This is a genomic window from Paracoccaceae bacterium (genome assembly GCA_033344815.1).
Lineage (GTDB): Bacteria > Pseudomonadota > Alphaproteobacteria > Rhodobacterales > Rhodobacteraceae > Roseobacter.
In genome coordinates, this window is record JAWPMR010000001.1 from 3,480,214 (window position 1) to 3,502,621 (window position 22,408).

At 58.2% G+C, this 22,408-nt stretch carries 18 protein-coding genes; 9 read left to right on the plus strand and 9 right to left on the minus strand.

Features of this window, described 5'->3' with window-relative positions; translation table 11 throughout:
* Position 1 precedes the first annotated feature (1 nt).
* Positions 2 to 1,237 (minus strand): oligosaccharide flippase family protein, encoded by a 1,236-nt coding sequence (locus R8G34_16115; GenBank protein ID MDW3224379.1) that lies wholly within the window; start codon positions 1,235 to 1,237, stop codon positions 2 to 4.
* A 266-nt stretch (positions 1,238 to 1,503) separates the two neighbouring features.
* Here R8G34_16115 and R8G34_16120 point away from each other — a divergent pair, with 266 nt between their 5' ends.
* The gene (locus R8G34_16120) at positions 1,504 to 2,664 is read left to right on the plus strand and encodes a polysaccharide biosynthesis/export family protein (protein ID MDW3224380.1); all 1,161 of its coding nucleotides are present in this window, start codon (positions 1,504 to 1,506) and stop codon (positions 2,662 to 2,664) included.
* A 2-nt stretch (positions 2,665 to 2,666) separates the two neighbouring features.
* Here the strand turns inward: R8G34_16120 and R8G34_16125 are convergent, their stop codons facing one another.
* From R8G34_16125 to R8G34_16140, 4 genes are all read right to left on the minus strand, one after another.
* Positions 2,667 to 5,153 carry an ATP-binding protein gene (locus R8G34_16125; protein MDW3224381.1) on the minus strand — a complete coding sequence of 829 codons (2,487 nt, stop codon included), beginning with the start codon at positions 5,151 to 5,153 and terminating at the stop codon, positions 2,667 to 2,669.
* 107 nt (positions 5,154 to 5,260) lie between these two features.
* A complete protein-coding gene (locus R8G34_16130; protein MDW3224382.1) occupies positions 5,261 to 5,767 on the minus strand; it encodes an oxidoreductase in 507 nt (168 codons plus the stop codon).
* Between the two features lie 100 nt (positions 5,768 to 5,867).
* Entirely contained in the window at positions 5,868 to 6,743 is an 876-nt protein-coding gene (locus R8G34_16135) for a UTP--glucose-1-phosphate uridylyltransferase (GenBank protein MDW3224383.1), read from the minus strand.
* 24 nt (positions 6,744 to 6,767) lie between these two features.
* Positions 6,768 to 8,153, minus strand: coding sequence for a WecB/TagA/CpsF family glycosyltransferase (locus R8G34_16140; protein MDW3224384.1), 1,386 nt, complete (start codon positions 8,151 to 8,153; stop codon positions 6,768 to 6,770).
* 254 nt (positions 8,154 to 8,407) lie between these two features.
* Between R8G34_16140 and R8G34_16145 the strand changes: the two genes are divergently transcribed.
* From R8G34_16145 to R8G34_16155, 3 genes are all read left to right on the plus strand, one after another.
* Positions 8,408 to 9,022, plus strand: coding sequence for a response regulator transcription factor (locus R8G34_16145; protein MDW3224385.1), 615 nt, complete (start codon positions 8,408 to 8,410; stop codon positions 9,020 to 9,022).
* A gap of 114 nt (positions 9,023 to 9,136) precedes the next feature.
* Positions 9,137 to 10,621, plus strand: a complete 1,485-nt coding sequence (locus tag R8G34_16150; GenBank protein MDW3224386.1) for a hypothetical protein — start codon at positions 9,137 to 9,139, stop codon at positions 10,619 to 10,621.
* Positions 10,618 to 11,892 carry an O-antigen ligase domain-containing protein gene (locus R8G34_16155; GenBank protein MDW3224387.1) on the plus strand — a complete coding sequence of 425 codons (1,275 nt, stop codon included), beginning with the start codon at positions 10,618 to 10,620 and terminating at the stop codon, positions 11,890 to 11,892. Before R8G34_16150 ends, R8G34_16155 begins: the two co-directional genes overlap by 4 nt.
* 163 nt (positions 11,893 to 12,055) lie before the next feature.
* On the opposite strand, the gene R8G34_16160 is transcribed toward R8G34_16155, so the two are convergent.
* From R8G34_16160 to R8G34_16175, 4 genes are read right to left on the minus strand one after another with little or no spacing between them, the layout of a single operon-like run.
* Complete coding sequence (locus tag R8G34_16160; GenBank protein ID MDW3224388.1) at positions 12,056 to 13,210, minus strand: ABC transporter permease; 1,155 nt, start codon at positions 13,208 to 13,210, stop codon at positions 12,056 to 12,058.
* Entirely contained in the window at positions 13,210 to 14,235 is a 1,026-nt protein-coding gene (locus R8G34_16165; protein MDW3224389.1) for an ABC transporter permease, read from the minus strand. Before R8G34_16165 ends, R8G34_16160 begins: the two co-directional genes overlap by 1 nt.
* On the minus strand, positions 14,232 to 16,148 hold the full coding sequence (locus R8G34_16170) for an ABC transporter substrate-binding protein (protein MDW3224390.1): 1,917 nt from the start codon (positions 16,146 to 16,148) through the stop codon (positions 14,232 to 14,234). The genes R8G34_16165 and R8G34_16170 overlap by 4 nt, the downstream gene beginning before the upstream one ends.
* Positions 16,141 to 17,913, minus strand: coding sequence for an ABC transporter ATP-binding protein (locus R8G34_16175; GenBank protein MDW3224391.1), 1,773 nt, complete (start codon positions 17,911 to 17,913; stop codon positions 16,141 to 16,143). The genes R8G34_16170 and R8G34_16175 overlap by 8 nt, the downstream gene beginning before the upstream one ends.
* 171 nt (positions 17,914 to 18,084) lie before the next feature.
* Between R8G34_16175 and R8G34_16180 the strand changes: the two genes are divergently transcribed.
* The 5 genes from R8G34_16180 to R8G34_16200 all read left to right on the plus strand — a co-directional run bounded on the left by R8G34_16180 (position 18,085) and on the right by R8G34_16200 (position 22,394).
* The gene (locus tag R8G34_16180) at positions 18,085 to 18,570 is read left to right on the plus strand and encodes a class I SAM-dependent methyltransferase (GenBank protein MDW3224392.1); all 486 of its coding nucleotides are present in this window, start codon (positions 18,085 to 18,087) and stop codon (positions 18,568 to 18,570) included.
* 142 nt (positions 18,571 to 18,712) lie between these two features.
* Positions 18,713 to 19,768, plus strand: a complete 1,056-nt coding sequence (locus tag R8G34_16185; protein MDW3224393.1) for a C4-dicarboxylate TRAP transporter substrate-binding protein — start codon at positions 18,713 to 18,715, stop codon at positions 19,766 to 19,768.
* Positions 19,769 to 19,777: 9 nt separating this feature from the next.
* Positions 19,778 to 20,281 carry a TRAP transporter small permease gene (locus tag R8G34_16190; GenBank protein MDW3224394.1) on the plus strand — a complete coding sequence of 168 codons (504 nt, stop codon included), beginning with the start codon at positions 19,778 to 19,780 and terminating at the stop codon, positions 20,279 to 20,281.
* Positions 20,281 to 21,621, plus strand: coding sequence for a TRAP transporter large permease (locus tag R8G34_16195; GenBank protein ID MDW3224395.1), 1,341 nt, complete (start codon positions 20,281 to 20,283; stop codon positions 21,619 to 21,621). Before R8G34_16190 ends, R8G34_16195 begins: the two co-directional genes overlap by 1 nt.
* Positions 21,618 to 22,394, plus strand: a complete 777-nt coding sequence (locus R8G34_16200) for a helix-turn-helix domain-containing protein (GenBank protein MDW3224396.1) — start codon at positions 21,618 to 21,620, stop codon at positions 22,392 to 22,394. The genes R8G34_16195 and R8G34_16200 overlap by 4 nt, the downstream gene beginning before the upstream one ends.
* The last annotated feature ends 14 nt before the right edge of the window (positions 22,395 to 22,408 follow it).

A 22,408-nucleotide genomic window follows, 5' to 3' on the forward strand; every position in this document is an offset into this window, starting at 1 on the left:
TTCAGGTACTCCTGCGCAAGGAAAACGTTTGAGCTGGCAGCAACCAGAGGCTCGCGCCCAGCATGATCACCGTCGAGATGACGAGATATCCGGAGGCAACCGCCATGAGGCCGAATGGGGCGAGCACTGCGGCGTTCAGTGTCAGTGAGGCGGTCAGCAGGCAATTCACGCCAAGCTCGGTTGCCGGACGACCCTCGGCGCGGCACCACCCTGATGTCGCGGACCACAGGACGGCAGGCAGTGCGGCGAGACACAGCACCGAGACAACATGTGATACTGCCTGCCAGTCAGGACCCAGCAGCAATGGCACATAGAACGGGGCCAGAAGCGCCTGCAGCACAACGATCGGCGCAAGCAGAAGAATACAGTTGGCAAGCCCGTCGCGCAGCGCGCCGAGACGATCCTGGGCCGCACATAAGTAAGGGAAAAGCACGACGGAGAAAGCCTGGGCAAAGGAGGTGGCCAGACCGAGGCCCGCATTGAAGGCCATGAAGTAATACCCGAGCACTTCTGCGCCCAGCAGCGCGCCGACAACCAGTTTGTCAGCCTGAAGTCGGGCGACCTTCACGACTTCGATGCCAACGACGGCCCAACCGTAAGACCAGAAGGGCGCAACCCGGCAAAAGCCCTGGTCGGGTCGCGCATGCCAGGGGCGCAGGCGCCGCATCAGAACAAGCCAGACCGGGGCTGCAATAACGCGCGGCACAATCATCGCGAAGGGCGAGGCCCAGAGCAGCGCAAGGGCTGCGGTTGTCAGGTTTGCGCCAACAACCTGCGCGCCGCTGATCACAGCGGTCTGGTGCAGCTTGCCTTCGCGCATGGCCAATGCGGCCTGTACAAGACCGGCGGGCATGAACAGGTATTCCAGCGCCAGTATCGCGAGGAGCCACCCTGATGTTTCATAACCGCTGATCAGCAACTTGGCCGCGATGGCGGACTGGATTATGAAGAGGCCAAGGCACCAGCCCCAGAAAATTCTGTGCGCGGTATTGCACGTCTGCGCCAGTGTGTCCTCTGCCGCCAGAATGATGCGCTGTCCAGCACCGTTTTCCGTAAAGGACTTCAGTATGTCACCCGCGGCCAGAGCCGCCGCGGCGATGCCGATGGCTTCTGCATCCATCATGCGCGCCACAACCACAACGACAACCAGTCGCGACGCCTTCCCGGCAACCTCAGAAGCTGCATAGGATAGTAACTGTCCGACAAATCCGGTTTTTGGCAATGATCTCTTAAACATTCGGTCAACCTGTAGGAACTGGGGTTGCGGTCGTGTTTAGCGAGCTGCGCTGAGGGCGTCCTGCGCACGGCTGGACAGTTTTCCAGGGCGTTTGTGCGTTCGGCTATCCGAAAGGATGGGTTGTCATCCTGATGCCCGGCTTATCCAAAATGTCGTTATGCACTACCCCGTTGGCATACCAAGTGAATGGAGTAATCATGTCCAAAGCCGTGAAAAAACACCTTCTGTGCGCAACCGCTGCCCTCTCTTTGACGGCCTGCACAAGCATGCAGAAGCCTGCCAACCTCGAACCGGTTGCAAGCGGCGGTGGCTATCAGTCACAGTACCGCGACACATCGGTGAGCCGAAACGAAATGAGTTTTCTTCAATCGCCGTCATTGAATACGGCGACCTGCCTGCCCGAAGCAGGCGGCGCGCGGCAGGCAAGCACCGGCAAGTGGAGCGGCGCCACACTCGATCCCTTGCTGGGAGAGAAGCTTTCCCGCAATGATCTGGTTCAGGTCACGATAGACGGGGATGAAACGCTCAGCGGTGACTTTGTCGTTTCGCGCGATGGCACTCTCAAACTGCCCTACCTTTCCTCGATATCAGCTCAGGGTCGTACCAGTGAGGAGGTCGAAAAGCTGCTGAGTGATGCACTCCTGTCCGCTGAGTTCTACAGCCATCCTCCACGGTTGACGGTGCGGGTAAAGGACTTTGCCTCGGTGGTCGTCGGCATCAAAGGTGCGGTGTTTGAGCCGCATGCGGTTGAGGTCGGCGGCACCGCTGGCGATGCTGTTGATGCATCGCGACAGCAGGCTTTCGGTGCTTCCACGGAAGGGCGCAACCTGGCTGCTGCTCTGCGCGCAGCCGGAGGTGTGCGACCGGACGCGGATCTGTCCGCAGTTGAATTGCACAGGGCGGGTCGGGTGCATCGGATGGATTTGCGTGGCATCTTTGATGGCACGGACCCCACCGACATAATGATGCTGACGGGTGATGAGATTGTTGTCAAAAGCCGGCACTGTTTCCAGGATGATCTGATGAAGCCCGGGCCAATCAGCCCGCCAGGTGTATCGCTCTTTCTGTCAAACCTTACCCAACCTGCGGCGAGCAATGCGGGTTCTGGCATTGGACGTGACGTGCGTGAAATGCCATACGGTACGCGATACCTGCAGGCGCTTGTTGATGCCAATTGCGTTGGAGGAACCAAGACGACAAATGCCAACCGCAAGGCGATCCTGTTTTCGCGTAACCCCATCACTGGCGTATCGGCCGTAATCGAGCGCGATATCGAGGACCTCATGCGCCGGGGCAACCGCGATGACTTTGACCCCTACCTGCTGCCCGGTGATGCGATTGCCTGTTACGACAGCACCGTCACAAGCGTTACTGAGATCGGACGTTCAATTGCCATCCTCGGAGCGGGATTGGTACTGGCCCAGTGACGTTATGACCTGACAGGCAACCGTTTTCGGGCGGTTGCCCACAGACCTTTCGCCCGGTGCGTCAGTAGGGTCAGCTCGTCATGCGCACTCTGCTCGATGGCATTTTCGGTCTGGATCAGAACCTCTCGGAGGCTTTCCAATCCGAAAAGGGCGGCGCTGCCCGCGATGCGGTGACATTCCATCTTGAGGGCCTGCTGGCCATCATGCTGCCAGGCTGCTTTCTTCAACTGGCCCATGAGCGCGTCGGTCTGATCCACGAATTCAGATAACAACCGGTCAAAGGTGGCCTCTCCAAGGTCCGCGCGCATCTGTTCAAGCGGTGCAACTTCCGTCTCTGCATCAAAGCCGCCGACACCGTGACTTGTGACAATCCGCAAGGCTTTGCGCAGATTCGCGATATCAATGGGTTTGCTGACAAACGCATTCATCCCCACATCATGGAATTTTTCGACCGCATCAGGCAGCACATTTGCCGACACCGCAATAATGGGCGCTTCAGCAGAGAGCCCTGCGCCCTCGCGAATGCGTCGCGTCGCCGTCAGACCATCCATCACCGGCATGCTGATATCCATCAGGACCGCGTCAAAGGCGTGCGCCCCGGCAAGCTCTACCCCGGAGCGCCCGTCGGAAGCGGTTGTAACGCGGTGCCCCTCCTGTTCGAGCATTTTCTGAATGACAAGACGGTTGATTTCGTTGTCCTCGACAACGAGCAGATCCAGCGCAACTTCGGCATCGTGTGCTGTGGTGCCGGTGTACGACTTCTCCATCGGTTCAGAGGCTGCAAGGGGCAGATGCACCCAGAATACGCTCCCTTCGCCCGGCACGCTTTCGACCCCGATGTCGCCCCCCATTGATCGCGTGAGACGGCGCGCAATGCCAAGACCCAGACCGGTGCCGCCCGATGTCCGGTTCAGCGACGTGTCCCCTGTCTGGAAATCCTCGAACACGGTTTCGAGCTCCCCCTCTGACAGGCCGACACCTGTATCGATCACACGAATCTCGTAAATCGGTTTGTCCGGGCCGACGCTTTGGCCGGTCACTTCAATTTCCACTGTCACCTGACCACCGTGCGTGAATTTGATTGCATTGCCGACGAGGTTCAGAATGATCTGCCGCACTCTGTGCGCATCAGCCTTGACCCATGGCCGTGCGTCACCAACCCACTGCCAGCGCAACACGTTGTTGTTCTGGGCAGCATGGCCGCCTTGGCTGTCAGAGATGTCTTGCAGAAGCACACTGAGATTGAGCGCCTTTTCTTCCAGAGACAGCTTTCCTGATTCATACCGCGCAACATCGAGTACGGAATTGACGTGATTGAGCATGACCTCGCCGGAAATTTCCATATTTCTGGCGAATTGCTTTTGGTCTTTGGTCAGGCGCGTGTTCTTGAGGAGGCTGAGATTTCCCAGAATGCCATTCAGTGGCGTTCTGATTTCATGGCTCATCACGGTCAGGAATTCGTCTTTGGCCTTCTGACCGGCCAGCGCTTTATCACGGGCGTTGATCAGTTCCTTTTCGTCAGACACACGGCGTGAGATATCGCGAATGAAGCTGATGATGATTTCGTAATCGCCATCTTTTGCAAATTGCAGCGCCAGTTCCACTGGAAAGATTTCACCATTGGCGCGCATGGCTTCCAACTGAACACGTCCCTTGCCGACAACATGCATTTCTCCGCCTTGCCGCATCCTTTCCATGCCGGCCTGATGTGCATCGCGCAGGTGCTTCGGTACAATCAGATCACCAATGGGCCGCCCCATCACCTCGTCGGCCCTATACCCAAAAATGGCTTCGGCGGCGGGATTGAAGGCAAGTACATCACCGGATTTGTCCGAGACGATCACCGCATCCAGCGACGTTGACAGCACAGTGTTCATCCGTTGATTGACCTGCGCCAGACTTTCGCTGCCGCGCCGGATCTCGCGATTGACGAACAGCAGATAGATACTCGCCGCGGTAAGCGCGAGCAGCAAAGCACCCGAGAAGGTGGCAAGCTGAGCAAGTGTGCGGGCTGTATCCGCGCGGCGGTCATCTGATTGCTGTGCGAAGTAGCCCAGCCCGGCCACCGAAAGAGCCCGCACATCACCGCGCAGCGCTTCACCGCGTTGCAAGATCGCGTCACTTTGAGACGATAATGTGCCATCATCCGCGTCGATCACCGGCACGGCGTCTTCCAAAAAGCCGGAAACGGCCATCAGCGGGCCGCTGAATTCCGGTGTTTCCCGCAGGCTGCGGAAAAGCCGCGCAGATCGCAATGTATCCACGCGACTGTAGAAAATATCGAAATCACGCCGGATTTCACCAAGCTCGGCCGGCTGTCCGACCTCCTCCGTGATATGTTGCAGATGCTCCAGAGTATTCAGGAAGGACAGATATTCGACTTCTACCTGCGTCAGCGTCCATTGCACGTTATCGGAATTTGCGGATCTTTGGTGTTCAAGATCCGAGAAAACTTGGCGCCCCAGAAAAACCGTGGCGATCAGTGTCATCAAAACGCCAAAGCCGATGAGCCAAATAGCCCACCGACCCACCCCTTGCAGGTATGCCTGACCTGATGCCACTTCAGCCCTCCGGATTAACTTGCATTTGCAACAGACTACCTCGTGACCTCCAGACGATCCAACTGCCAGATGCTGCGCGAATACACCAGCTCGGATCGGTATTCCGCGTCGCTGTCATAGGGAAAAACGATCCAAAGTGGTCCTTTTTGCCGCCGCGACATTGGGTTCCCGTCCCTCTGATAGGCAATGATTGGCGCGTCACTCTTTAGCGAGTCAACCGGCATTTCGACGGAGTAGTCGTTGATGGCCGTGGCGCGCAGTGTCCCCGCCTCAACGCCCAGGAACTCCAACACATGCCTGAGCGGCACACCAACGAAGCTGTTTTTGCCTTCCGTCCAGATGGTGGTGGTTTCAAATTGCTTCACAGGCATCGCTTCAAGCATTGCCATATCAAAAGCTGCCGCATCACGCGTATTTGTAATCTCGATATCACCGGTTACCGTCAGGACAACATCACCATCCGGCGCAGCCAGCGGTCCCGCCGCAACACATCCGGTGCTGAACAGAAAAAATACGAAAACAGGGGCAAAAAAGCGGCGCATGGGATCCTCCGTAGATGCTGAACACTCTATGGTCGCAATTGCCCGCTGCCGACAATCAGGCATGCGGATAGAGACCTATCCTTTCGGATAGTCCGGCGCGCTAGGCGGCATGGGTGAGGCAGGTTGTTTCAGAGGCGAATAACCCGTCAAGATCACGCCTGTCCTGCGCAAAGGCCATTGTCGCTTCCAGATGACCACGTACAGAACCGCAATCGAAACGCTGCCCGTCGAATACATATCCATCAACCCCGGTCTCATCCAGTTCAGCGGCGATTGCATCGGTAAGCTGGATTTCACCACCTGCGCCGGGGGCCACAGTGGCCAGCCTGTCGAAAATCGACGGCTGAAGGATATAGCGCCCCACAATACCGTAGTGCGATGGCGCTGTGCCCGGAGCCGGCTTTTCGACCAATCCGCGCAGGTGCTGAATGGCGCCGGTTTTTTGACGGATATCCACAACGCCATATGTGGACAGGTTTTTCTCGGCCACTGGTTGTGTCGCGACCATATGCCGACCACTTCCATCGACGGCTCTCATCATTTGTGCAAGTGCCGGAGTGGCAGCCCTGATCACATCATCTGGCAGAATTACCGCGAAAGCCGCATCACCGACAGCGTGTCGCGCAAGTGACACCGCATGGCCCAGTCCCTTCGGTTGATCCTGACGGATAAAACAGGCCGCCCCCGCCGCGAGATTGGAATGCTGCAGAGCTGCGAGCGCGTTGCTATTGCCTTTTTGAGCCAGCTTCTGTTCGAGCTCTGGCATTTCGCTGAAGTAGTTTTCCAGCGCCCCCTTGCCCGACGAGGTGATGAAAATGAACTCTTCAATACCAGCCGCATGGGCTTCATCGATCGCATATTGAATAAGCGGGCGGTCAATGAGCGGCAGCATTTCCTTGGGAACTGATTTCGTAGCGGGCAGAAAGCGCGTGCCAAGGCCGGCAACGGGGAAAACGGCTTTACGGACAGGTTTCATGTTCAAACTCCAGGGTTTTCAGGTTCAGTAAGCACCGCGCCCGGTAGAAACAGCGCGGAAAGTGAGCGCAATGAGCAGGATGTCCAGCAGCACGGAGCGCGACTGCACATAGGCCAGATCCATATCCACCATCTTGTCAAAGCCGATATTGGCACGCCCGGACACTTGCCATATGCCCGTGATTCCGGGCCTGGTTTGCAGGCGTTCAAGAGCATATGCGGGATAGGCCGCGACCTCTTCAGGCAGCGCAGGACGCGGCCCGACGATAGACATGTGCCCTTTGAGAACATTGATGAGTTGGGGCAGTTCGTCCACTGACGTGCGTCTGAGCACGCGCCCGATGCGAGTCACGCGCGGATCAGTGCGCGATTTGAAGCAAATCCCCTGGCGATCAGACGTCGCAAGAAGGCTGTCGCGTTGTGCTTCGGCATCAATGCGCATGGAGCGGAACTTGAGCATCTCAAACGGCTTTCCGTCATGGCCGATCCGCGTCTGGCGAAAAAGAGCGGGCCCCTTGCTGTTTACCCGGATCGCTGCGGCAATGCACAGCATCGGCAGACCCACCAGGACAAGAGCCGACGTCGAGATGCCAATGTCGAGCGCCCTCTTCTGCACATCGGCCAGATCGGCATTGCGCGCTGCATCAAGGCTGGCGTGTTTCAAAAAGACCGCGTTGCCGACAATGTAACGCTTCGCAAGTCGCGCAGGCTCCATGGCCAGACGCCAGATCCATTCCATTCTGGCACGGCGCACGATTTCAGGCGCACGTCGCACATTACCTGCGAGGAAATCAAACAGAGCGCCGACGCCCAAGACGAGCTGTGCATCGATCTGTTTCCGGTTGCGGTCAATCCACAACTCTTGCAGCGGCACCCCCATTGCGACCAGCACAATATCCGCTTTGGACGCATTGATCCCGGCGACCGCGGCGACCTCATTCCGGGTTTGTGCGTAGCCATCACGGGTGCCTGCAATCTGCAGGCCCGGTATCTGAGAACGAAGAGCCTCTGCCGCTTTGACTGCCGTGCCGGGCTTGCCGCCTAACAGGTAAACCGAGAGCCCCTTTGATGCAGCCTCGCGCAACAACAACGGCACAAAATCCGTTCCGTTCAGGTTGGCGGAGAGTTTGCGTCCACGCATTCTGGCAGCCAGTTCCACGCCAACCCCATCAGGCAATACATACTCGGCGCGCGCCATAGCCGCTCTGTAAGACCGATCACCGGCACTCACATTGGCACAGTGCGCATTGAGGAAAAAGACCGACGCCTTCTGGCCTGACAGCAAATGCCGAGCGACATTTTCGGGCAGTTCATCCACCAACGGCAAACCAAGGATTCTTTGCCGTCGGATGTCTGGAAACGACGTTTTCTCAGCACCCGAAAACATGTGTTCCTCTGATATGTATTGCACTTTTTGTTCCTGTCCCGTTTGATTGTTGTTGAGCAGGAATATGAGCCGAGCTTGCACATCGGGACAGATGCGCGATGGGACAGGAACGGGTTCATCTGGTTTGCTGGCGTATCTCAGAGGAGCAGTTCCCGCGCACTCAGCCACAAGAGCTATCCTTTTGGATAGAATGTCCTGTCCGGTTGCTCCTATTATGACTTTTAGGAAAACGGGTTATTCCGGGAAGCCTTTAGTGCGAATCGCAGCCGGAGTGAGACATGAGAGTATTGATTGCTGATGACCATGAGTTGGTCCTGGACACTCTGGTGGCCTATATTGAAGCCACTGGTGGGATAGAGGTGGTCACGGCGCCCGATTTTCAGACCGCCCGGAAAAAGATTGAAACTGAAGCAGCATTTGACCTCGTTCTTCTGGATCTCAACATGCCGGGCATGAACGGCATGGAAGGGCTGCAGACGGCAATCGGCATGGAAGGTGCAACGCGTGTTGCGCTGATCACCGGCGAGGCGTCCCGAGATCTGGCGGAAAAAGCCCTTGAGCTGGGGGCTGCCGGTTTCGTCCCCAAAACCCTTCCGGCGAAGTCGCTTGTCAATGCGATCCGCTTCATGGCGATGGGCGAGAAATACATACCTGCCGGCTTTATGTCGGGCGCGGAGGCGCAGAACGACCACCCGCTTGCCAAAAAGCTCACCCAGCGGGAGATGCAGGTGCTGAAGGGCCTGACCGAGGGCAAGTCGAATAAGGAAATCGCCCGGGATCTGGATCTGTCCGAACCAACCATCAAACTGCACGTCAAAACGCTTTATCGCAAAGTGGGCGCCAGCAATCGGACGCAGGCGGCGCTGACCGCAAAAGAAGCCGGATTATTCTGAAGCAGACTATCCGAAGGGATAGCTCGGCGGGCAAATGCGTCCGCTGTTATCCGTCAGGAACACGTACAGCGCCGCGATGACGGCATATCAGGTGACCAGTTCACGAGGTATGTTATGTTTGACCACATTTTCTCAAGTAAGCAGCCGGTAATTCAGCCAAGATCACTTGGCTGGCTCGCCATAAAACGGCAGCCGCTCAGGTTGTTGGGCTGGCGCCGCCTGATTGTCGGGGGGCAATTGACCGATGCCGGTCGATTGCCGCGATACTTTGCGGTGTTTCTGCTCGGTGTCAGCGTCCTGTGGGCCCCGATCCTGGGCTATCTGGCAACAGCCCCGCTGCAATACACGTCGCAGTCTTCGCTTATTTTACCGGGATCAGGAGCGTCAGGCTCGGTCAATCTGAACAACATCGGACAGGCATCATCCTTCGCCAACTCCGCTTTCGCGAATGGATCCATCAGTCCCACGGAAACATACAAACGCCTGATCGGCGCCGACCGCATCCTGACTGCCGCCGCGCAGGAAGTGGGCGTTTCAACCAAGGCGTTTGGCAAGCCACGCATCTCTCTGGTGGATCAGACCAGTCTGATCCATCTGGAATTGCGCGGAGGCACGCCTGAAGTGGCGCAGCAGTATGCGACAGCGTTAATCACTGCTTTCTTTGCGGAAATTGATGCCCTGCGCGCAGATGAGATTGCCACACGTGAAAACAGCGGGCAAAGCGCGATCGCCGAATACAAAAAAGCAGTTGGTGAAATCCGTGCTGCGATTTCCGAGTTGCAGGCGCAAAGTGGTCTAGTCACGAGCGCGCAATACACCGAACAGCTCGCAGCACATGAGCGCATGAAAGAGCAGTTTTTCAAACTACAGGCGGACGCGACTGATCAGGCTGAAAAGGTCCGGGCACTTGAGACCGCACTTGGTCTGCCACCCGAGACGGCAGCCTTGACGCTCAAACTCTTTGCAGATCGTCAATATCTGACACTGATCGACGACATCGCTCAGAATGCCACCCAACTGGCACAGGCACAGGCCAACTTCGGGCCGCGCCATCCCAATTACATCAGTGCTGATGATGCGTACAACAGCGCGCGTCGTGCGGCGCGCTCACATGCGTCGAGCATCACAGGGCTTCCGGTACAGGCGCTGTCCGGACTTGACCGCGCCCCGGAAGGGGAACGCGCCGCACTCTTGAGCACCCTGGTCCAGGAACACGCCAGACGCTCAGGCCTGCACGAAAAGGTCGCAACACTGGAACGGCAGATCAAAGAAGAGGGCACAAGGCTGAATGCGTTGTCGCAACTTGCTGCCGAACTTGAAGATAAGCAACGTGATTTCAAGGTGGCAGAAGCTGTGTTTGCCTCTGCAATCGCGCGCTCAGAAGCCAAAAAGACCGATGTTTATGCGTCCTATCCGCTGGTTCAGGTCCTTGAAGATCCCTCGCTTCCGAATGCGCCCTCGTCCCCGCGCCGCAAACTGTCAATTGCTGCGGGTGTCGCTGCGACGATCCTCTTTCTGATTGGCCTGGCAATTGCGTGGGTTCGCCAGTCGATCATCTTGCGCCTTCTGCAAGATCCGTCCAAGCGCGCCCCGGCATGACCGTTTCACCCGAAAACCCCGCCGAGGTCATTGTCTGGAAAACACTTACCTGGACGTGGCCGTTTTATACCATTGGAGCCCTCTATGTCGTGGGGCCGGTGCTGGCATGGATTCTTGGCGCTCTGGCGGCATTGTCGCTCTATCTGGGCCCGGCCATTCGTCCCGATCTGCGCCCCACCGGGACCGTCCCGTGGGTGATATGGCTCTGGTTCGCGGGAATGGCAGTGATGCTGGTCGCGCTTTGGGTCGGGCATATGGATTGGGGGCTTGGGCTTACCAAGACAATCAAGTCGTCCATCGGTTGGGCAAAGGGATGGGCCCTGATCGCGCTTTTTCCACTTGCAGGTGCAGTATTGCCCATTCGTCGCGAGATCTTGATCCGGGCGCAATGCATTGTTGGGCTTTGGACGCTCATTCTGGCGCCGCTTCTGCTGGCTTCCCCGTTTCTCGGGTTTCCGGGGCAGATATTCACCTCTCCGCTGAAAGCCGTTGGTGGCCCCGGACCGGAATATTTCACCGTGTTTCTCTACACATTCGATCCGGCAAGCTGGACGGCACGCTGGCAGTTTTATGCCCCGTGGTCTCCCTTCGCAGCCATCCTCGGTATTCTGACGGTGCTGTTTGCGCTTGAAGAGCGTCATCCAAAGTGGATGCTCATCGGCCTGTGCGCCGGTGTTCTTATGATCCTCGCGTCAAAGTCGCGCATGGGGCTCGTGGGGTTGGTGGCCTGTACCATGGGGCCGCGGCTTTTGCCTGTGGTTGCCAAGTCATCAGCCTGGTTCGCTTTTGCCGCACTCGCTTCCAGTCTCGCTATCTGGGGTGCTTACGCGCTGGACCTCATTCAATCCGGTATTCAGCGCTTCAGGGGGGCACGCGCTGACAGCACACGTGTGCGCGAAACACTCCAGCGTATCGCCTGGGAAAGGTGGCAGTCAGATGCAGTCTGGTTTGGTCATGGCACGGTGCAGCCGGGCCCGCATCTGGTTGAGTACATGCCCATCGGCAGCCATCACACCTGGTACGCGCTTTTATTCGTCAAAGGCATCACCGGCTTTATGGCCTTTTTCATCCCGTTTTGGGTGCACTTTGCTGTCGCCGCACGGGACGCTGTTCAAGCGCCGCGTGGCCGGCTGCCGCTTGGTATCCTGCTCACATTTTTGTTGCTGTCTTTCGGTGAAAACATTGAAATTCAGGTCTATCTGATGTGGCCCGCATTGATTGTGTTAGGGTGCCACCTGAGAGAAATCTCCGACGCGGCCCAAAGCGATTGAAACGGGCGAAAGCTGATGATTTGAAAAATGCGGCAAATCCTGGCGTATTCCGGGGGTCGTCGAATTGCGCGCGATGGTTTGCGTGTGTTCAACATCGGACAAAAAGGAAACGGCAACAGACAGCGGTTTTGCCCGCCGCCGGGTGGCCGCACCGGGGTGTCGCTCAGCTTTTGTACGGATCCAGTGAGGCGCGCAACCCGTCGCCGAGGAAGTTGAAGGCCAGCACCACAAAGATGATCGGCAGCATCGGGATCGCTGTCCAGGGGTAGATTTCAATGCTGGCGAGGTTTTGTGCGTCATTCAGCATCACCCCCCAACTGACCGCGGGCGCGCGCAACCCGAGGCCAAGGAAACTGAGCGCGGTTTCCCCCAGGATCATGGCCGGGATCGACAGGGTGGCCGAGGCGATCAGATGGGACATGAAGTTGGGTAACAAATGTCGTCGGATCACGCGCCCCGGTTTCGCGCCCATCATTTCAGCGGCGCGCACGTATTCCTCTTCCCGCAGGGACAGGAATTTCGAGCGTACCGCCCGCGCCAGACCGGGCCAATCCAATATTCCCAGAATGATCGAGATCACGAAAAATACCGAGACCGGACTCCAGTTGGATGGCACAGCAGCAGAGAGCGCCAGCCAGAGCGGGAGTTCGGGCAGGGAGCGCAGCACTTCGATCACGCGGTTGATGATCCAGTCGGTCTTGCCGCCGAAATAGCCCGCGATGGAACCGAAAAAGATACCAAGCGCAAAGGAGACGGTGATCCCGATGAGGCCCACCGTGAGCGAAAGTTGCGCGCCATAAAGGATGCGGCTGAAGACATCCCGGCCCAGCCGGTCCGAGCCCCAGAGGAAAACGGTGGCGCCTTCAGGGGCGCAAAACAGGTGGGTGTTGGAGCGGATCAGGCCAAAGAGTTTGTATTCATTGCCCTGGCAGAGGAATTGCAGGGGCATCGGGCGCGTCGTGTCGGTCTCATAGGTCCATCGGTAATTCACCAGGTCAGCCGTGGCCGTGGTGGGGTAGACAAAAGGCCCGATGAATATGCCGTCATGCCAGAGGTTGATGGATTGCGGGGGCGCATAGAGGTAATCCGCGCTGCGCTCATTGGGCGTATAGGGCGCGATGAACCCGGCCACGGGCAGCATCAGGTAGCTGAACAGCAGGAACAACCCCGAGATCAGCCCCAGTTTATGGCGTTTGAATTTGCGCCAGACCAGCACCCAGTTGGGCGCATCCATATCCGAGCGTTCCAGTGCGGAAAGATCCACATTGTCGTAATAGGGGGCGTCGTCCACATAGCGACCGTCGGGGAGTTGTGCCATCAGCCGCGCGCCCCGTATCGAATGCGCGGATCCAGCAGGACCAGCAGCAGATCAGAGATCATCGTCCCGATCAGGGTCAGAAGCGCGACGAACATCAGCACGAACCCGGCAAGGAACTGGTCCTGTGATTTCAGCGCGGTCAGCAGGGACGGCCCGATGGTTTGCAGACCCAGCACGACCGAGACCAGAACCGAGCCGGATACCATGGCGGGCAGCAGGTTGCCGATGTCCGCCACGAAGGGGTTGAAGGCCATGCGCAGCGGGTATTTGGCGAGGAGTTTGGAGGGCGCGAGACCCTTGGCCTTGGCGGTTTCCACATAAGGCTTACTGAGCTCATCCAGCATGTTCGCGCGCAGACGCTGCATCATCGCCGCAGCGCCCGACGTGCCGATTACGAAGGTCGGGACAATGAGGTGCACGAGGATGGATTTGACCTTGTCCCAGGACATCGGTTCGCCCTCAAACTCGGGCGACATCAGCCCGCCAATGGGCAGATCGAAGTATTTGTTGCCATAGTAAAACAGCATCAACGCCAGCAAGAAATTCGGCGTTGCCAACCCCAGATAGCCGACAAAGGCGGCTGTATAATCCACCCATGTTTCTGATTTCGCCGCGGCGATGACGCCGAGCGGCAGGGCGACGAGATATACAAACAGAACGGCGGCGAGATTGACCAGAACGGTGAGCCAAAGCGCGTCCCCGACGATTTCGGAGACGGGGCGGTCAAATTCAAAAGACCAGCCGAAATTGCCCTGAATGAGGCCGTACCAGCCCTGAGGCCCCGGTGCCATGCCGACCCAGATCAGGTATTGTTCCCAGATGGGCCGATCCAGCGCGTATTCGCTGCGCAGAAATTCCGCCTTGGCGACCCCTTCGGCCTGTCCCGTGGCGCGCAGTTCCGCGATCTGATTGGACAGATAATCCCCGGGCGGCAGGTTGATGATGATGAAGATCAGCAACGATACTGCCCAGAGCGTAAGCAGCATCGTGATGAACCGAAAAAGGGCGTAGCGCAGGAACATCATTGGGTTTGGGTAAGCTGCTGAAATGGTTCGTCATAATAGAACTCATCGACACGGTGGATGCCGAAATGCGCGCCCGGATCCCAGGCCCATTTGGCGACCTCGGGCACATTGCGCAATCGATCCGAGACGACCACGGGTTGCGGGGCTTCGGCGAGGATGCCGATCCCGAATTGTTCATCTGCGTGGATCGCCAGCATTTCGCGCCAGATCGCAGCACGTTCTTCGGTGTCGATGGTGTGATCCCAGTCCCAGCTCAGCTGCATCAGGCGCTGGGCGGCGGGCATGTCAGGTTTTTCGCCGACCTCGCCACCGGTCTGGTAATACTGCCCCCATTTCGGCCAGGCAAAGAATTCCTGATGGGTCGGTGCAAGATATTCCGGCGGGGTATAGGCCTGCGGCAAGCCGTTGTCCCAGCCAAACCAGACGGCGGACATCGACAACCCGGAATAGACCCGGTTGCGCAGGATATCGCGGTCCAGCGGGCGCATGATCAGCTTGATGCCAATCTCGCGCCATGTATCGGTGACGATGGCCAGCGCGTTTTCGACCTCTTGCCGTTCCCCGGCGGTTTCGATCACGAATTCCATCGGCCGCCCGTCGGGCAGCTTGCGAAACCCATCGGCCGTGCGTTCCACCAATCCCATCTCGTTCAGCAGGGCATTGGCCTTGGCAGGATAATAGATCGACCATGAAAACAGGTTGGCCGGGTCAAAAAACGGGCTTTTGGCGAGCGCCGTCATGCCGCCCTCTTTGGCGAGCCCGAAATAGAGGGCACGGTTGATCATGCGTCGGTCAATGCCCAGCGATAGTGCGCGACGGAAACGCACATCGCGGATCACTTCACGCCAGACCGGATCGGCAAAATTGAGATTGGGATAGATCGCAATCTGGTTGGCCGCGCCATTGGCCCAGAGCAGGGTCCTGTAGCCCGCCCCATCGGTTTCGCCCTTTTTCAGGATCGAAATGTCCGGGAAATCAAGGCCGCGGGCCTGCAAATCAACCTCGCCCGCATTGGCCTTGGCGGCAATCAACCCGCCGCCAACAATCGTCATCTGCACAATGTCGATATAGGGCAATTGCACACCCCTGGCGTCCATGCGGTGATAATAGGGATTGCGTACAAACAGGTGGCGGCTCGATTTTGTGCCGGTTGCATTCATCCACGGCTGCAGGGTCGGCAATTCAGGATTGTCGAACTTATACATGTTGTCGCGGTCGTTGTGCAGCGGGGCCCAGGCACGCAGACGGGCTTTTTTGATCGCGCGTTTCAGCGTCTTGGCGTCGGTGAAATCGGCATGGAACTGTTTGAGGTAATGCGCTGGGCGATAGATGAAGAACGGGCTTGCCTGCGCCAGCAATTGCAGGAATTGCGGGTTCGGCGTGGGCCATTCGATCACGACGGTATGTTCATCCGGAAACGTCATATCCGCTAGAACGCCATCGACGATCATGTTCTGGGACGGGCCTGCGGGGCTGAGTTCGGGGTTCTGGGCGACATGTTTCCACCAGTATTCGAAATCGGCGGAGGTAAAGGGATGCCCGTCGGACCAACGGTGCCCTTTGCGCAGATGCAGGGTGAATTTGCGTCCCTCAACCACCTCAACGTCGCGCAGGATGTCCGGTTTCAAATTGTAATTCTGGTCATATCCAACAAGGCGGGCGTAGCCGTAAACCACCATCTGGCGCACGTCCTTGGAGCGCGACACAAGGGTGCGCAACGTGCCGCCCTGTTCGCCGAACTCGCGACCTTTTCCGACCAAATCCACCACCAGCGGTTCGCTGGGCATGCGCTGGGTGACTGCAGGCAGATTGCCGCTTGCGACCTCTTTCTGCCAGAAGCTGCTTTCCTGCGGGGTCTGCGCACTGAGCGCCGGGGCGAGGAGGATGCAAAGGAGGGCAAGTATTCTAACCATGGCAACGTACCTTATGTCCGGGTTCCATTTCCCTGAGCGCAGGGGCCGCAACGCCTTCAAACCGAAAGGCGTCCGGCCATGTGGTCGGCATCCCGGCTCCCTTGGCGACCAGCGTCAGATCAATCGGCCGGTTCACGTCAGGTTCAGGCTGCGCCGCAATCAGGGCTTTGGTGTAGGGGTGGCGCGGGTTGTAAAACAATGTGTCTGGCGGGGCCTGTTCGACCACCACGCCCTGTCGCATCACAGCGACCTCATCCGCAATACGCGCGACCACAGCGAGGTCATGGCTGATGAACAGGTAACTGAGCCCCATACGGTCGCGTATGTCTTCCAGAAGGGTCAGGATCTGTTCCTGTACGGACACATCGAGTGCGGAGGTTGGCTCATCACAGACAAGCAGGACAGGGTCCAGCGTCAAGGCACGCGCAATCGACAAACGCTGGCGCTGGCCGCCTGAGAAGGCATGCGGATAGCGGCTGAGCATGGAAGGATCGAGCCCCACCCAGCGCAGCATTTCGCTAGCCTTGTCACATCTGTCCCGATGCGATCCAAGGTTGTGGATTTCCATCGGTTCGGTCAGCGCCTGTTGCACCCGCATGCGAGGAGACAGCGATGAATAGGGGTCCTGAAATACCATCTGCGCCTGCCGTTGAAAGGACACGCGTTCAGGTTTCGTCATGGCGTGGATCTGCACCGGGTCAGCCCCGGTTTCAGGGCGGAAAAGCACTTCGCCACCCTCATCAGGGAGTTCAGCCCCCAGGGCGATGCGGGCGCAGGTGGTCTTGCCCGAGCCGCTTTCCCCGACCACCGCCAGCGTTTTGCCGCGTTGCAGGGACAGATTGACTTCATGACACGCAGTGATCTGCGTCGGTTTGCTCCAGCCACCTGCGCGCATGGTGTAGGTCTTGGACACATTGCGCATTTCAAGGATCAGGTCGTCATTTGTGGCGGCGCGGGCGGGGGCTGCGACTTCGGGGATCATCGGGGCGGCGGCAAAGAGCTTCTTGGTATAGCCATGCGCGGGCGCGCCCAGAACCGCCGGCGCGGGCCCGGCTTCCATGACGCGGCCTTTGTTCATCACCACGACGGATTCGGCCATATTCGCCACCACACCCAGATCATGGGTCACAAGGATCACAGCCATGCCGGTGTCTTTTTGCAGGTCTTTGATCAGGCCAAGCACCTGCGCCTGCGTGGTCACATCAAGGGCGGTTGTGGGTTCATCCGCAATCAAGAGGTCGGGTTTGGCCACCATTGCCATGGCGATCATCGCGCGTTGTCGCATGCCCCCGGACATCTCGAATGGATAGGAGCGCCAGACCCGCGCGGGGTCCGGAAACCCGACACGCTCAAAGGTTTCCAGCACGGTTTTTTTGGCGTCACCCTTGGACAGGTCACTGTGCAGGTGGAGGACTTCGGAGACCTGATCCCCCAACCGGTGTAACGGCGAGAGGGAGCGCATAGGTTCCTGAAAGATCATGGAAATCTGATCACCCCGAATGGCGCGCATGCCGCGTTCTTTGAGCGTGAGCAGGTCCATCACCTGGCCCTTGCAGTCGAAATTGATCGTGCCGCCCCGGATTTCTGCCGCGTCCGGAAGGATGCGTAAAACAGAGCGACAGGTAATGGTTTTGCCGGATCCGCTTTCACCCACGAGTGCCAGGGTTTCACCGGGCATGACCTGAAAACTGACGTTGCAGACGACGGGTGCTGCAGACCCAAAGCCAATGCTTAAATCCTGTACATCAAGCAGAGGGGTTGTCACGTTTTCTGTCTCTTCCTTACAGGAGTTCGGTGCAGATCATTGGATCCCGGTGGGCACAGTGAACTTGATTTCTTGCCCCACGTCCAGCGCACAGATGGTACGGCGGCTTTGTGCTACCATTTTTTAATCAAATCAGGCATGGGGACGACAGACTTCTGAAAGGATATGCCCATGAGCCGTCTGGACCTCTTTATCGACCGTATGGTGTCCCAACGCGCGTGCCTCAATCACGCTGCTGCCCTGACCGCAGACCTCGGCGGGCCGGTATTCGAACTGGGTCTGGGCAATGGGCGGACCTATCATCACATGTGCGAGATCGTTCCAGCGCGCGATATCTATGTGTTCGAGCGCGCCGTGGCCTCGCACCCTGACAGCACGCCGCCGGAGGATCGCGTGTTGCTGGGTGATGTGTTTGAAACCTTACCTGCCGCTTCTGAGAGGTTTGGCGCAACAGCGCGATTGATCCATGCGGATTTGGGTGGGCACAATGCCGCTAAGAACGATGATTTCGCGCGTCGGGTATCCCCGGTGATCGCGCCGCTTCTGGCACCGGGCGGGCTGATGGTATCCAGCGACCGAATGTATTTCGAAGATCTACAAGAAGTCTCCTTGCCGCCGGACGCAGTGCCGGGACGCTGTTTTATCTACCAACGTTAAATTCCTAAATCTCCATTCGGTCAAGCTCACAGCGCCAGCGCTATGTTTTTCGTTGCGCGTAAAACGGGTGTCGGATAGCCATAGATACACATAATGAAATTTAGTTTCGCTATGCAAAACAAGAAATCTGGGAGGATTTGTAATGTTCACCGTCAAAACCGTGGTTTGTGCGTTTGCTTTTGCGGGGTTAGGGGCTGGCGCGCAGGCTGAAACCAAATTGATCCACGCCGAGGCAGGCCCGAATCGCGGGGCGCGTGCTGCTGCGTTGCAGTGGTTCGCGGATGAGGTGGGCGAACGTTCAGCAGGCGAATTGTCGATTGACATCCAGTGGGGCGGGGCGCTGTTCAAGGCCAATGCCGCGATGCAATCGGTGGGGGACGGTGTTGCGGATATGGGGTCAGTGATTGCGGTTTATTATCCGCAGGAAATGGCGGCTTATGGCATTGCTGATCTTCCGATGGACAACCCAGATGCTTGGGTGGGCATGCGCGCGACGGACGCTTTGATGCGCAGTTCTGATGCAATTGCCGCCAATCTGCGGGACAAGAACCTTGTTTATATCGGCACGTGGACCACCAGTCAGGTCAACATTGGGTGCAAAGGCGCTGCGATCCGCACGGCCGAAGACATCGACAGCCTGAAAGTGCGCGGCGTCGGCGCCTATGGCAAAGTGTTCGGCGAAATGGGCGCGAATATGGTGCGCATGTCGATTTATGACGCTTATCAGGGGCTTGATACCGGGCTGATTGATTGCTCCCAAGGTTATAGCTACGCAGTGGCTGCGTTAAAGCAGGCCGAAGTGATGGACAGCTATACCTTGCTCAATTGGGGACAGGTCGGCGGTGTCGGCATGTTCATGAACGGCGACAGCTATGATGCCCTTACGGAAGATCAACAAGCGCTGCTGAACGAGGTCGGTGCAGATATGGCCGATGAGTTTGGCCGCATGATCACCGCCGCCAATGAGGGTGCGATCACAGCCATGAAAGAAGCCGGTGTCGAGGTGATCGAACTGCCCGCCGCCGAGCGCGCCAAACTGGTTGATAAGGGTGGTAAGTTCATCGCCGAATGGGTCGGCACCGCAGAGGCCTCCGGTTTGCCGGGGGAGGCGTTATTGGCCGAATACCAAGCCCTGATCGCGCAGTATAGCGCGGAACGGGACGCCGAAGGCTACCCTTGGGAGCGGGCGTCCAACTGAGCCGGTCTGGTGCAAAGTAAGCTCGAAAACCTGCTGCTGGCGCTGGGCGCGATTGCGGTTCTGATGCTGGGCGTTGTGATCACCACCAATGTGATTGCGCGCGCCGCTTTCGGGTCCGCCGTGCCTGACAGCGTGACGATTGTGCGCGAATTGATGTTGGCGGCGATCCTGTTGCCGCTGGCGGCCACTACGGCAGCACGTGCCCATATCGGCGTTGATTTCATTTCTGATCGGTTTGGGGCACGGTTGCGGTCTTGGCTGATCGTGCTGGGCTCGGTGATGGGCATGATTGCGCTGGGTGCGCTGATCTGGGCAGGGTCGCGCGATCTGAGCAAAGTCTGGGCCTCTGGCAGTTTCTTTTACGGTGATCTTAATCTGCCGAAATGGCCGGGGCGTTTGATTTTCGTGATCGGCATCGGCGCATGCTGGTTGCGTCTGGCGGAGCTGGCCTGGCGCGACACCCGCACGATCTTGCGCGGTGGTTCCGTCTCTGATGCACAGGGACACGGCTGATGGATCCCGCGACAGTCGGTTTGATCGCCTTCGGCGCGGTGCTGGCATTGCTGGCGTTGCGGGTGCCGATTGCCTTTGCCCTGGCCTCGGTGGCGACCACCGCGACCTTCTTTATTTTCGCATTTCGCACCGGTGAATTTTTACCCGAACGGGCGATCCGCGCGACCACCTCCATGGTGTTTTCCAATTCTTTCGATCTGATCCATTCTTATGATCTGTCGATGATCCCGCTGTTTGTCGCCCTTGGGCATATCGCCTACCGCGCCGGGATCACCACACGGATTTATGATGCGGCCAAGGTTTGGCTGACGCGCCTGCCGGGCGGTGTGGCCATGGCAAGCGTCATGGGATGTGGCGGATTTTCCGCCATCACCGGCAGTTCCATCGCCTGTGCCTCCACCATGGGGCGCATCTGCACGCCGGAGATGTTGCGCATGGGCTATGATCCACGCCTTGCCACCGCCAGCGTGGCGGCAGGTGGGACGCTGGGCTCGCTGATCCCGCCGTCGGTCTTGTTCATCATCTACGGGATTTTCACCGAAACCTCGATTTCCGCGCTTTTTCTGGCGGGCATCTTGCCGGGCCTGTTGACGCTCGCGGGTTTCGTTTTGGTCATCGCTTTGTGGGTCTGGCGCGCGCCTGAGATTGCGCCCGCCACGGATCAACGGTTTTCCGGAGTGGAGAAATGGCAAGCCGCCCTCAGCGCTTGGCCTGCCGCCCTGCTGTTCGTGCTGATCATTGGCGGGATTTACGGCGGCATTTTCACCGCGACTGAGGCCGCCGCTGTTTGTGTGAGCGCAGCTGTGGTGATTGGATTTGCGCAGGGGCAGTTGGACGGCGCGGGCCTTTGGGCCTCGGTCAAAGAAACCTGCGTGCAGACCTCTGCGATCTTTTTCATTGCCGCCGGTGCCAAGATTTTCGTGGCCTTCATCGCGCTTACCGGGGTCGCCCCGATGATTGTGGAAACCGTGACACAGGCGAACTTGTCGGTGGTGGTTTTGATGATCGCGATTGCATTGATATATCTGTTGCTGGGCATGTTTCTCGATCCGATTGGGATCATGGTGCTGACCCTGCCGCTGATGATCCCGCTGGTGGAAAGTTATGGGTTGAACCTGATCTGGTTCGGGGTTGTGGTGATCAAACTGCTGGAGATCGGGTTGATCACGCCGCCTGTCGGGTTGAACGTGTTCGTGATTGCCAATGTTGTCGGCAAGGACGCCCCGATTGACAGGATTTTTGCGGGTATCGCGCGGTTTTTGAGCGTAGATGTGATCGTGTTAATCCTGATCATGAGCTTCCCGGCGATATCCCTGATGATCCCGATGGCCGCGCGATGAACAAGCCCACCACAGATCGTAAGTTTGCCAATACACTGGCGCGGGGCCTCAGCGTTTTAAGCGCGTTTCGTGCCAGTGATGATGGGCTGAGCCATGCCCAGATTGCACAGCGCACGGGCCTGCCGAAACCGACGGTGTCGCGCCTGACCTATACGCTTTGCGCGCAAGGGTTTCTGACACACGCGGGCCGCAACGAGCGGTTCCGATTGGGCCCGGCGGCGATTGCCATGGGGTCGGTCGCCACGATTTCGGCCTCTTTTATCGACCTGATTTCGGATGCCATGCAACAGCTTGCCAATCAGACCGGCACCTTGGGGTTAATCGCCGTGCGCGATCACGACCGGATGATGCTGGTGAAAACATGGCGCCCGGAAGGAGCGGCGGCGATCTGGCTGGAGCCGGGGCATCGCATCCCGCTTTATGGGTCTTCCTCAGGGCAAGCGACATTGGCCGTGCTGCCCGATGAACGTTTTGACGCGTTGAAGCCTGACGCGGAAATGCGCAGATTTCGCCAGGATGGTTATGCACAATTGCTGGCGCAGGGCTTTGTGATTGCGCCGGAACCGACCCGCTATGCGCGCACCGTGAACGCGGTAAGCGTGCCCTATTTTGCGCTGGAGTTCGGTGCGCCGGTCAGCATTTCCTGCGGAGCACTGCCCGAAATGCTGAGTGATGCGCGTATGCTCGCGGACGTCGGCCCGGCGCTGCGCGATGTGGTACGCGATCTGGAACAGAGAACCGGCCATGCGCCCGCTTTGGCGCGTCGGGGTTAAGAGGAAAAGAGAGA